Source organism: Trinickia sp. EG282A (assembly GCF_040965455.1).
Classification (GTDB): domain Bacteria; phylum Pseudomonadota; class Gammaproteobacteria; order Burkholderiales; family Burkholderiaceae; genus Trinickia; species Trinickia symbiotica.
Map to the genome: position 1 here is coordinate 311,783 of NZ_JBFRCC010000001.1, position 13,058 is coordinate 324,840.

General features: G+C 64.8%; 4 protein-coding genes. All 4 read left to right on the plus strand.

Annotation, left to right across the window (positions count from 1 at the left end):
• Window positions 1-51 precede the first annotated feature (51 nt).
• The 4 genes from AB4Y31_RS01470 (at window position 52) to AB4Y31_RS01485 (ending at window position 13,029) form a co-directional block, all read left to right on the plus strand.
• Window positions 52-585, plus strand: coding sequence for a (2Fe-2S)-binding protein (locus AB4Y31_RS01470; protein ID WP_368673420.1), 534 nt, complete (start codon window positions 52-54; stop codon window positions 583-585).
• Window positions 578-2,143 carry an AMP-binding protein gene (locus tag AB4Y31_RS01475; RefSeq protein ID WP_368672395.1) on the plus strand — a complete coding sequence of 522 codons (1,566 nt, stop codon included), beginning with the start codon at window positions 578-580 and terminating at the stop codon, window positions 2,141-2,143. The genes AB4Y31_RS01470 and AB4Y31_RS01475 overlap by 8 nt, the downstream gene beginning before the upstream one ends.
• Window positions 2,144-2,235: 92 nt before the next feature.
• Window positions 2,236-3,591: an MFS transporter gene (locus AB4Y31_RS01480; protein ID WP_368672396.1), complete on the plus strand. Its 1,356-nt coding sequence runs from the start codon at window positions 2,236-2,238 to the stop codon at window positions 3,589-3,591.
• A gap of 174 nt (window positions 3,592-3,765) precedes the next feature.
• On the plus strand, window positions 3,766-13,029 hold the full coding sequence (locus AB4Y31_RS01485) for a DUF4347 domain-containing protein (protein WP_368672397.1): 9,264 nt from the start codon (window positions 3,766-3,768) through the stop codon (window positions 13,027-13,029).
• The last annotated feature ends 29 nt before the right edge of the window (window positions 13,030-13,058 follow it).

Below are 13,058 nucleotides of genomic sequence, written 5' to 3' on the forward strand. Positions count from 1 at the left end.
GGACATGAGAGCGGCGATCCGTCGCGCGGCGCTCCGCCGGGCGGCGCTCCGCTGCGCGGCGCGCATGCTCAAGGAGAAAAGCGTGCCGTCACCGTGGAGCTGAACGGCCGCACGCGGCAAGGCGAATGCGAGCCGCGCGAACTGCTGTCCGATTTCATTCGTCACGCGCTCGGCGCAACCGGAACGCACGTCGGCTGCGAGCACGGCGTCTGCGGCGCCTGCACGGTTCGGATCGACGGCGTGGCTGCGCGCTCGTGCCTGATGCTCGCGGTTCAGGCCGACGGGCGTCGAATCGATACGGTCGAAGGATTGGCCGCCAACGAGATGCTCGGCGATCTTCAAGAGGCCTTCCGGCGACATCATGCGTTGCAGTGCGGGTTTTGCACGGCCGGCATTTTGATGTCGTGTGCCGATTACCTCGAGCGCGTTCCGGAACCGACGGAGTCGCAAGTGAGGGAAATGTTGTCGGGGCATCTGTGCCGCTGCACGGGGTATACGCCGATCGTGGCAGCGGTGCTCGACGTCGCCGCCGCGCGGCGCCGCCGACGCGAGGCCGGCGAAGGAACGGAGGTGACGCATGCTTGATCTGGGCCGCACTTTTTTGCAGGCGGTGGAACGCAGCCCGAACGCATTGGCGATCGTGGACGGTCCCGTCGAAATGACGTATCAGCGGTGGTATCGCGAGATCGGCAAGGCGGTGGCGGGCCTGCGGCGATTGGGGCTCGAGCGCGGCGACCGGCTCGTCGTGGTGCTGCAGAACCGCTGGGAGATGGCGACGCTCCATTGGGCCTGTCAGTTCGCCGGCGTCGTCATCGTGCCCGTGAACTGGCGCAGCAAGGCCGAGGAACTCGATCACAACGTGAGCGATGCGGGCGCCAAGGCTGTCGTCTATGAGCCCGTGTCCGCCGAGGCGGTCGCGGGAAGCTACGCGGCGCAATCGAAGATACGCATCGGGCTCGATGGTGTGGAGGGTGCGTCGATCGGCTTCGAGGAATGGCTCGGCTTGCCTGGTGGCGAGGCACAGGCGAACGCCACGTCCGCGGCCGGGCCCGACGACTACTCGGTGATGCTCTATACGTCGGGCACCACGGGGCTCGGCAAGGGAGTACCGCGCAGGCAGCGGCACGAGCGCGCCGCCGCGCTCGCTCATGTGGCGCAGAACCTCTATCGACACGGCGAGCGCACGCTCGGCGTGATGCCGCTCTACCACACGATGGGCGTGCGCTCGCTGCTCGCGATGGCGCTCGTCGACGGACTCTTCGTCTGCGTGCGGCGCTGGAACGCGGCGCTCGCGCTCGAATCGATCGCCAAGTACAAGCTTACCTGCCTCTATCTGGTGCCTACGCTTTACCACGACCTGCTTGCGGCTGCCGAGTTTCGCGATACCGGTGTCCACTCGGTCACGAAGCTCGGCTTCGCCGGCGCCCCGATGAACGACGGGCTGCTGAAGCGCTGCTCCGAAGCATTCAAGCCGCAACTCTTCGTCAATCATTACGGTTCGTCCGAGGTGTACACCGTCAGCATCGAGCAGGACGCGGCCGAGAGGCCGGGCAGCGCGGGACGCGCGGGCCTCAATACGCGCCTGCGCGTCGTGAAGCTGGATTCGGTTTGTCCCGACGATGTCGCCGCTCGTGGCGAGGAAGGTCAGATCATCGCCGATCTGGCCGGCGACGAAGCGTTCGAAGGCTATTGGAACCGACCCGACGCCAACGCGAAGTCGCTGCGCGACGGGTGGTATTTCACGGGCGACACGGGCTACCTCGACGAGCGCGGCGACCTTTATGTGACGGGCCGCGTCGACGACATGATCATCAGCGGCGGCGAGAACATCTCGCCCGTCGACATCGAGTCGATTCTCTCGCTGCATCCCGCCGTCGACGAAGTGGCGGTGGTCGGCCTGAAGGATGAGCGCTGGGGGCAGAAGGTCGTCGCATTCATCAAGCGATCGGCTTACGTGGATGCCGCGGCGCTCGACGAATATTGCCGAGCGTCCGATCTCGTCAACTTCAAGCGGCCGCGCGAGTATGTATTCGTCGATGCGATTCCGAAATCGCCGGTCGGCAAAATTCTGCGCCGCAAGCTGTCGGCCGGCGAATACGAGCTCGAAGCGGGTTCGAGTGCGAGAGCAAGTAACGACGGCTGACAAATCACAGATCGTCGAGGGACAGGCGGCGCTGGTGGTCGGCCGCATTCATCGAACAATGAGCCGATAACGGCATGAGGATGGAGACTGAAATGGATGACGTATTACGGGAAGCGACGGCGCTGAGGCGAGTGGGCAACAAGCAGGTGCTCGCCGCCGTGATCGCCTCATGCCTCGGATGGGCGCTCGATCTCTTCGACCTGTTCGTGATCTTGTTCGTCGCGCCCATCGTGGGGCGCCTGTTCTTCCCGTCGACGAACGCGATGCTCTCGCTCGCGGCCGTCTACGCATCGTTCGCGGTTACGCTGCTCATGCGGCCGCTCGGCTCGGCGATCTTCGGCTCGGTCGCCGACCGCTACGGACGCAAGCGCGCGATGATCGTTGCCGTGGTGGGCGTCGGGCTCGCCACGGCCTCGTTCGGTCTTTTGCCCACAGTGCCCCAGGTCGGCGTCGCCGCGCCGATCATGTTCCTCGTCCTTCGGCTCGTGCAAGGAATCTTCGTGGGAGGCGTCGTCGCCTCGACGCATACGATCGGAACGGAGACCGTCGAGTTCAAGTACCGCGGCGCCGTATCGGGGCTCGTCGGCGGCGGTGGGGCGGGGATCGGCGCGTTGTTGGCCTCGATCGTCTACCTCGCCACGTCCGCCGCGTTCCCGGGCGCGGCGTTTGAAGTATGGGGCTGGCGCTGCATGTTCTTCGCGGGCATCGTGAGCTCGGCGCTCGGAGTGTTCGTCTTTAAGAGTCTCGAAGAGTCGCCCGTCTGGGCCGCGGTGGCCGAGCAAAAGCGCCGAGCGGCAGCCGCGAGGAAGGCGGCCGGCGAACGCGCTCGTTCGCCGCTCTCACTGCTGTTCTCGAAGAAGTATCGCTCGGTGCTCCTCGTGAACCTGCTGCTCACGATCGGCGGCGGCAGCGGCTACTATCTGACTTCCGGGTATTTGCCGACCTTTCTCAAAGTCGTCAATCACACGCCGAACAGCGCCGCCGGTCTGATCCTCATGATCTCGAGCTTGGCCGTGCTGGTCGCGTCGGTTGCTGCCGGCCATTTGAGCACGCTGATCGGGCGCAAGCGTGCATTTATCTGGCTCGGTATCGCGAGACTCGTTTGCTTTCCATTGCTTTATGTCGCATTGGCGCGCGCCGACAGCCTCGCATCCGTCGGGTTTTACGCGGCACTGTTGAGCGCGCTCGGCAGCGCAGGCTATGCGCCCGTCCTCATTTTTCTCAACGAGCGCTTTCCGACGTCGATTCGCGCTTCGGGTACGGGCTTGTCATGGAACATCGGTTTTGCGATCGGCGGGATCATGCCGACGGCCGTTTCGATGCTCGCGCATACGCCTCGCGAGCTGCCGAGCGTGCTTGCCGGCGCGCTGGTCGTGGTCAGCATCGTGTTTCTCGTTGGGGCCTTCGTTGTCCCTGAAACGCTCGGACGGCTCCCGGACGATACGTGAATTTCAAATTCCTTTCAATGTGCTGCGAAAGTGATGAATTCGAAATAAGGACGGAAGGGTCACAAATTCCACGCTATGAGATGGATTGTTAAATTTCGCAAAAACTCAGTAAGACGTATTGTGAGATTTAAATAAAACCCCTACATTGCCTTCCCAAAACGCGGGGGAAGTGCGATGAGACTAGTTCTTGAGCCGCGCCATCTTTTCGATGGCAGCGTGGCGGCGGTCGCGGCAAAAACAACACATACGGCCGTGGAGCAGCGGCACCATCAGGATGGTGCCCATGCACACGCGGCGGGTTCGCATCATCACGACAAGAACCACGAGGCGAAGCAACACGGCTCCGCCGACGCCGTGCACGGGAACGCCGAGGCACCCGCCGTCGCAGCGAACCCGCAAGCGACGGAAATTCTCTTCGTCGATCCGCGCGTCGCCAATTGGCAAACGCTGACTGCGGGCGTAGGCAAGAACGTTCAGGTCGTCGTGATCGATCCGAATCGCGACGGCATCAGCCAGGTGACGGCGGCGTTGCAAGGCCGCTCCAATCTGTCGGCGATCCAATTTCTGACCTACGGCTCCGCAGGCCAGATCGAGCTCGGCAACGCGCCGATAACGGCCGACACACTGGCGGCCGCCAAGCAGCAAGTCGCTTCCTGGAGCGATCATCTGTCCGCCAACGCCGATATCGAGTTTTGGGGCTGCGACGTCGGACAGGGCGCGAGCGGGCAGCAGTTCGTCGACACCGTCCATGCGCTGACGGGCGCGCAGGTCGGCGCATCGACCGATGCGACGGGCGCGGCTTCTCTCGGCGGCGACTGGACGCTCGAGCGCACCACGGGTGTGCTCGCGGTCGGCTCCCCGTTCAGCGCGGCGGCGATGGCCGCTTATCAGGGCGTGCTCGACACGCCCGTGCCGAGCGTTTCGTTCGTCTCGGGCACGGTGCCCGGCGACGTGCTCGTCGGCGGCACGTTCACCGAGACCGTGCAGTTTCAGAACACGGCTTCCAACGCTGCCGGCTACGGCCCGTTCATCGATCTCTTCGTGCCGAGCGACTCGGCGGAAAACGTCTCGCTGACGAGCGCCACCTATCTCGGCGCTGCCGTGACCGTCGACAAGGTGACGCTCTCGTCGAACATCGCGGGCCACGTCGGCACGCTCGGCGCGCTGCATCCGCTCGCGCTCGACAGCAGCGGCAATCCGCTTTTCATCGCCGCGCCGAGCGGGTATCAGGCGGGCGATACGATGTACGTCCTGCAATTGCCGTTCGGCAGCTACACGCCGGGCGAGCCCGCTGCCCAGATCCAGCTCACCTTCTCGGTGGCGAACACGACCGAGTTGTCGAGCATGCACGGCGGGCAGGCGCTGAACATTTCGGCGATCGGCGGCTTCCAGTACGGCGCCGACCCGCTCAACAATCCGACTACCGATCCCTCGATTCGCGGCACGGTCGGCACCGCGAGCGTGACGAGTGCGAGTGACGGCCTGGCAACGGCATCGACGCAAGTCTCGCTGATCGACGTATCGGCGACGACGGATCTGCACGAGGGTGAAACGGCGACGGGGCCAGATTTTCCGTTCGACTACGTGATCACGCTGCAACCGGCACCGGTTACGCAGTCCGATCCGATGCACAACGTGACGTTCACCTTCAACCTGCCCGATCAGGTGCAGTACACGAACGGCACGATTACGTTCACCGAGCCCAACGGCGTGACCGGCACGGCGACGTTTCACCCAAAGGCCGGGAGCGTGGGCGGCGCGGGCGGCACGGTCACGGTGACGTTCTCGTCGCTTTCGACCGATGCTTCGAATACGCCGACGGTCATCAAGATTCCCGTCTTCGTGCCGCAATTCGATGCGTCGGGGGCGTCGATACTCGGCGCATCGGGGCAGCCGCGCACGATCGATTCGACGGTGATTTACACCTACACGGGCTCGTGGACCGCCCCCACCGGCTCGCTCGACCACTCGGCCGGCGCGCAGACGATTTCGGGCGACAGCTCGACGAACACCGAAACGAGCTCTTTTGTCGCCAAGTCGCTCGCGATCCAAGTAACGGACGATGCGCCGAACGGCAACATCGTGCCGGGCGAGATCGTCAACTACTCGATCAACTTCCAGGTATCGGACTATTACGCGCTGAACCAGCTCGATATCGCCGACCTGATCGGCGATGGTGTCACGCTGCTCGCGCCGGCCGATGCGGGCTATGCGACCCCGCAGCTTTCGCTGACGACGGGCGGCTCGACACGGACGATCTCGTTCGGCGATGTGACGAACAACGTCGCAACGACGATCAACAGCCAGACGGTCGCAGCAAGCGGCTCGAACGCGAACTGGAACTATACGCGCGACGATGCGGGCTCCACATCGAATCCCGGCGCGACGACGGCGACGTTCGACATAGGCGAGCTCATCGAGGCGAATCTCGGCGGCGCGGCGTTCGCGGGCGTACTGCAAGGCGGATCGATCAACGGAAGCGGCGGGCCGACGCAAGGCGTCATCACGTTCAAGGCCAAGGTGCTAGACAAGTACACGAACGTGAACAGCCAGGACAGTCTGCGCGAGAAGGATCAGATCACCGATAGCGTGACGACGACGGGCACGAGCGCTTCGGTCGTGACCGTCGACAACGGTACGCAGACGATCACAGGAACGAACGGGACAGTCACCGACGGCTCTTCGGTGACGAACACGGTCGCGCCGGGCCAGCTCGTGCTGCAGGTCGTGGCGGTGAACGGGCAGACCGCGGATCTCACCGACATCAAGCCGGGCGATACGGTCACCTACGGGATGACGTACACGCTGACGACGGGCGACTACGGCAATCTCGATCTAACCGCGTACTTGCCCTTGCCCGTGTTCTCGACGACGGACCCGCTTTCGAACGGCGGCACGGTCTCGAGTTATTCGATGGACAGCACCGACGCGTTCCCGACCGCGGGCACGTACAAGCTCATCAACCCGCTCTCGGGTGAAGCGACGCCGACGGTCTCGGCTAACGGCACCGCCAACAGCCTCTCATTCAACTTCGGCAATCGCGACGACCCGAACAACACCGCCGGTCAGCAGGTAGTCGTCTACTTCAGCGTCGTGGCGTCGAACAAGCCGTTCGCGAACGGCCTGCAATTGACGACGCAGGGCGGAAGCTCCTACACGAACGCGGAGGGCCAGACGGTCGCGGCGGCCGCGATCAAGCAAGTGCCGCTGCAAGAGCCCGAGCTGGTGACGAAGACGGGCGTCGTCTCGATCGCCGGTGACGGCGGCGGCTCGAAGGGCACTTACTCCGCCGATCCGTCGAATTCGACGACCGTCACGTGGCCGTCGCAAACGACCACGACGCCGAGCGGCTCGGGCGCCCCGTTCGCCGCGGCGGGGACGGCGGCCGGCACCGATCCGCTCACGGGCAGCGGCAACCCGTTGGCCGCCGACAATCTGAACGCGACCGGCGGCGACGGCGGCGACCTCACGAGAATCGTTTCGACGGTGCAGAACCAGGGCGGAGCGGCGGCCTACGATGTGACCATCGAAGGAACGTTGCCGACGGGCTTTTCGACGAGCGACGTTCAGAACTTCGCTATCTATAATTCGTCCGGCCAGCAGATCGAGGCGGGCGTGACGGCGGCGCAATACTTCGCCGCCGGCGGCGTGAAGCTCGGCTCGTCGGTCGCGGCGAACGACAGCATCTATGTCGTCTACGACCTGAAACTGCCGACCGCCCAAGAAACGGGCGATACGCTGACGTTTGCCTCGAACATCGTCAACTGGGCGAGCGTGGCGGGCGGTGTCGCGACCGGCAACGGCTTCGTTTCGGGCTCCGGGACGTCGGCGCAGGTCGTCGGCGAAAACGCGGCGGCGCTCAGTGACAACGCCACCGTCAAGCTTTCGGCGCCGACCGTCGCGAAGACCGTCCTCACGGCGAGCGACACGACCGATATTCCGTTGACCGGGAGCAACAACGTGGCGCTCGGTGAGACCGTCACGTATGCGATCACGGTCACGTTGCCGCAGGGCACGACGGCGAACGGCTCCAGCGACGTCACGTTGACCGATTCCCTTCCCGCCGGGATGACGTTCGGTGGCCTCGGTCCCGTCACATTCACCGGCATCAGCTCGCCGGGCGGTCCGGCCGCGGTGACGGCGACCGTCTCGGGCGGCACGATCACGTTCGACCTCGGCAGCTCGCTGACGAACGCCCAGGTCGACACGAACGGCACGGTCACGATCGTCTATACGGCCACCGTCACGTCCACGGATACGCCGGCCGACGGCACGGCGCGCACGAACAGCGTCGTCCTCCACTATGACTCGGTGACGTCCTCGGCTTCGACGGCAACGATTCATGAAGTCGATCCGAACGTCAGCGAGACGATCACGGTCAAGGACACGGGCACGGGCACGACGATCGCCAACAACGGCACCGTCTACAGCAACGAAGGGTTGACCTATACCGTTACGCTGAAGAACAACGGCGATGCGCCGGCGCAGGACATCGCGGATCTCATCGATCTCCCGTCGGGGCTCAACTATGTGCCCGGCTCGCTGACCTATGTGAGCGGCGGCACCGGTGAATCGGCTTCCGATACGTCGGGCCTCTCGGTCGGCCTCACCACGCTCGGCGTGGGGCAGACGGCCACCTTCACATTCAAGGCGACCGTCGCACCGAACCAGGCAGCGGGCTCGACGATCACGGTCGACACACCGAACGACGGTACGTCGGGCACCTACTACTCGCAGCCCGGCACGGCGCAAGGGCATAAGTACACCGACAGCGCGAGCACGGCCGTCAAGATTGGCCAAATCGTCCCCGTGCTCTCGATCACTGGTGAGTCCAACAATACCGATACGGTCCACACACCGAATCAGACCAATACGCAAACCTCGATCGTGGCGACGGTCGGCGAGGTCGTGACGCTGCACGCGTACGTCCAGGTTCCCGAAGGCGCGAACCCGACGACGCTGAACTTCGCGCTGCCTCCAGGACTCGAGTACTTGAACGATGGCAGCGCCAGGATTGCGTTCGTGACTCCGAACGGCGATCTCTTATCGAGCAACACGACCGATCTATCGAGCGTGGCGCAGTTGCAAGATGGCAATTCGGGTGGTGCCAACTACGTCGATCCCGCTACGGGGACGACGACGGCCGGCGACGTCGCCACCTACAAGCCGACGAGTCCGTTGTCGTCGAACGTGGTGACGACTGCAGGCGGCAATGTCAGCATCAACCTCGGCACGTTGTCCAACAACGACGGCTCCGCGTTGGGCAACTACGTCGTCGTCGAGTTCAATGCGGTGGTGGCGAATATCGCGTCGAACGTGCAAGGCGCGGCCGCGATGGCTGCCTCGCTGACGGTGGGCGGCGTGACGTCGAACAACGTCAATGTTGCGGTGGACGAGCCCAACGTGACGGTCGCGAAGACGGCGACCGCCGTGGACAATGCGACGGGCACGGTCACCTATCAGGTGACGGTTAAGAACACAGGTGCATCGACTGCGTACAACGTCGTGGTCGACGATCCCGCCGCGCCGAACGAAAGCAATGTGACGTTCGTGAGTTCGACGGGCACTGGCGTTGGCGGAGCGGCTCAAGGCGGCACGACGACGAGCGATCTGAATTACGCAATCGGACAATTGGCCGCGGGCGGCAGCGAAGTCATCACTTATACGGTGCAGGTGGCACCGGGGCAGACGGTGCAGAACGATACGGCTTCCGTCGTCTGGCAAAGCCTCGCCGGGCAACAGACGTTCAACGGATCGACGGGCGGTACCGTCGGCTCGACCACGGGTGCCCGCGATTTTGATTCCAGCGTCGGTGCGCCCGATTCATATCGCGTCACCGCGACGACTCAGATCGCGACGGCCTCGGGCCGCGTCTGGCAGGACGTCGGCAACGATCCGACCACGTACGCCACGTCGGGCGGCTCGGCCGATACGCCGCTTGCCGGCGTGACCGTCACGGCGAAGATCACCGAAGGGGACGGCACGGTCATCACCGAAACGACGACGACGGCAGCCGACGGCACCTATACCTTCGGTGCCCTGCCGCAGGGCACGGTCGTCATCTCGCTGCCGGGGGCCGGCAGCGGCGGCCTGCCCGCCGACGAGACGCTCGCCTACAACGATGGCAATGCCGTCACGGGCAGTCCCGCCTCGACCTCGTTCACGGCGAACGGGGATGCGCACGCGAACGTCAATTTCTCCTATCAGGCGCCCGATACGCCGCCTACCATCACCCAGTGGGGGGGCAATGCCGATTCCTACGTCGAAGGGAGCGCGCCCGTGCGTCTGTCAGGGCCAGGCTCGCACATCAGCGACACGCAGCTCGATGCGCTCGGCGACTACAGCAACACCACGCTCACGCTGCAGCGCTATAGCGGAAGCACGCCCGCGCCGAGCGCGAGCGACGTGTTCACGGCGATGGGACCGCTTGTGTTCGGCGCCGGCGGCGTGGTCAGCTACAACGGCACGAATGTCGGCACGTGCACTGAATCGGGCGGCAAACTGTCCGTCACGTTCGGTGCCGGCGCAACCGCAACGACCGTCGAAGAGGTGCTCGACAACATCGCCTACTCGAGCACCGATACCAGCACCGTCAGCACGGGCATCCGCATCGGTGCGACGCTCGACGATCACAACGTCGCCGGCGCTCAGGGTACGGGCGGCAACATGGTCAGTGCGCCGGTCTTCGTCACCGTCAATGAAATACCGGGTCTGGGCGCGTCGGCGGTGACGTTCACCGAGCCGAACGATGCTTCGGCGGCAGCGGTGGCCATCGCCGTCGATCCGACCGTTGCCGTGACGAGCGCCGATACGTTCTCGGGCGCGACGGTGCAGATCAGCGGAAACTATCGACCCGGCGAAGACGTGCTCGTCGTGACGGGCTCGCTGCCATCCGGCGTGACCGCGAGCTTCGACTCCGCCACCGGCACGATGACGCTGACGGGCACCAACCTCGATGCGGCGACGGTGCAGGCCGCGTTGCGCGCGGTCAGCTACTACGACAGCAGCGATACGCCGAGCACGACACCGCGCGACGTGACGATCTCGGTCATGGACAACGTCACGCATGCGACGACGACGGCCGCCGTTTCGACGATCGACGTGGTGGCGGCGAACGATTCGCCGATCCTGAACGGCAATCCGGTGACGGCGACTTCGATCGAGGACAACGGCGTGCCGACGGGCGCCGTCGGCATGCTCGTCTCACAGCTGACCGGCAACGGCAACGTGACGGATACCGACGGCGCGAACGCGCACGACGGCCAGCCGACGGGGCCGACCGGCGTTGCGATCACCGCGGCGGATACGAGCGAAGGCACCTGGTGGTACTCGACCGACAACGGCGCACATTGGACCGAGTTCGCGGGGCAGGGCCTCACCGCGATCTCGTCGGGCAATGCACTGCATCTCGTGGCCGATGCGAATACGCGGATCTACTTCGAGCCGGCCAAGCAGGACTGGAACGGTACGGTGAACAATGCGCTGACCTTCCGTGCGTGGGATCAGTTCGACGGCGTCGCGAACGGCACGGTCTCGGCGCTGCCGACGACCGGCACGTTCGGGCAGGGCACGAACACGCCGGCATCCGCTTATTCGGCTGCGCAGGAGTCGATTCCGCTTCAGGTCGTGGCCGTCAACGATGCACCGATCGGATCGGGCAGCGCGGACATGCCGACGATCGCTGAAGACACGACGGCGCCGCAGCCGCAAACGGTCGCATCGCTCTTCGGTTCGCATTTCGACGACAGTGCCGATCAGCAGCAAAGCACGAACAATCCGAGCGGCTCGGTGGCCGATACGTTCGCGGGCATCGCCATTACCGGCAATGCGGCCGATCCGAGCCAGGGGAGCTGGCAATACTCGACGGACAACGGTGCGACTTGGCATACGATCGCCGCCACGGGTCTCTCCGATTCGAACGCCCTCGTGCTGTCGTCCTCGGCCGAGCTGCGTTTCGTGCCGACGCCCGACTTCAACGGCATACCGGGTCAGCTCACGACGCGGCTCATCGAAACCTCCGCTACGGCCGTTGCGGGAACGGTGACCGGCACGCAACTCGCCACGGGCGACTTGGCCATCACGGGTGTCGACGTGTCGGGGGCGCACCATGGGGGCTCCACATCGGTGAGCGCGGAGACGGTCACGCTCGGTATCGACGTCACGCCCGTCAACGATGCACCTATCGCGAGCGGCTCCGCAACGATCGGCACCGTCAATCAAAGCGACCGGAATCCGGCCGGTGACAGCGTCTCGACGCTTTTCGGCAGCCATTTCGACGACAGCGCCGATCAGCAGCAAAGCGCGACGAATCCGACGGGCTCGACCGCGAATACGCTCGCGGGCATTGCGATCGTCGGCGATGCGGCGAGCGCGTCGCAAGGCACGTGGCAATATTCGAGCGACGGCGGCAAGACGTGGATCAACGTACCCGCGAACGGTTTGGGCGACGGCAACGCCCTCGTGATCGCCGCCTCCGACAGCCTGCGATTCCTGCCGTCCGGCACCTTCAACGGCACGCCGGGTGCGCTGACGGTGCGGCTCATCGACAGCTCGGGCTCGACGCCCGTCACCGACGCGGCGGGAGTCGATCTCGGCGCGGTCGGCGGATCGACGCCGTACAGCGCGGCAACGATTCAGCTGACGGCGCAGGTGACGGCAACGAATCGCCCTGTCTTCTCGAATTCGAATCCGTTGATTCCCGACTTCAACGCGCCCAACGACTACAACAAGCTCGGCGGGCAAGTCGATCCCAACGCGCCGTTCGCTTCATCGCGACAAGATCATTTCCCGGACGACGGGGCCATTCCACCTGCCGAAGGGCGCGGCTATCGACCCGATCTGTACAGCCAGCCGATCATCCCGCAGGTGTGGCTAACGGGGTCGGTCGGAAGCCGCTTCATCATCGAGCAGCAGCAGTCGATCATCGCGGTGCCGTCCGACCTTTTCAACGATACCTATCCGAACGCGGAGCTTCAGTACGAAGCACGCGCGCCCGGCGGCGGTCCGCTGCCGCCGTGGCTCGAGTTCGACGCGCGCAGTCTGACGTTCACGGGCACCCCTCCGGTCGGCTCGCGCGGCACGGTGGAGGTCGAGATCGTCGCGCGCGATCAGTTCGGCAATCAGGCGACGGCCACGTTCCAGATCACGGTGGGCCGCGAGTCGCACGATCTCGAGCATATGCTCGCGCAACTCAACGTCGCGCCGCCTGCATCGGTTTCGCATAGGACGCAGGCCGGTCACGAAAGCGATCATAAAACCGATGACCGAACCGATGACCGATCGGGTCATCAATCCGATCAGTCGTCGCGCGGCGCGGGACGCAGCGCGTTTTCGGCGCAGCTTCGCAACGCGGGTCCGGTCGGAAAGATTCTGCAGGCGCGGCAAATGGTGCATTCCGTTGTCGGAGCGGCGGCGCACGGGGCGAAGGTCAGCAACTAGCAGACGAGCATTCAACCAAATACATCAAG